The sequence below is a fragment of the Bacillus sp. SIMBA_074 genome (assembly GCF_046534555.1).
Taxonomy (GTDB): Bacteria; Bacillota; Bacilli; order Bacillales; family Bacillaceae_G; genus Bacillus_A; species Bacillus_A mycoides.
Genome location: NZ_JAWRYM010001318.1, coordinates 1 through 231, shown reverse-complemented (window position 1 = coordinate 231; position 231 = coordinate 1). Strand labels below are relative to the sequence as shown.

General features: G+C 63.2%; 1 pseudogene. It reads left to right on the top strand.

Going from position 1 to position 231, the window contains the following annotated elements:
* Positions 1–231: pseudogene (locus tag SB773_RS34980) on the top strand (hypothetical protein); the annotation flags it as partial.

The window sequence follows — 231 nt, the reverse complement described above, 5'->3', positions numbered from 1 at the left end:
CTACCACCTGTCGCATCGCAGCTTCCACCTCAACGGACGCGGCCATGAACTTCTGCTGATCCGCCTGCTGACCTCCGAACTGCGACGCCAGGAAGTACAGACCTGGAAGAAGGTCATCCGTGTCATCAGCCACGAGCTGAACAATTCGCTGGCCCCGATTGCCTCGCTGGCGCATTCGGGCGCGGAGCTGGTGCGCCGGCAGAAGACCGAGCGGCTTGGCGAGGTCTTCGC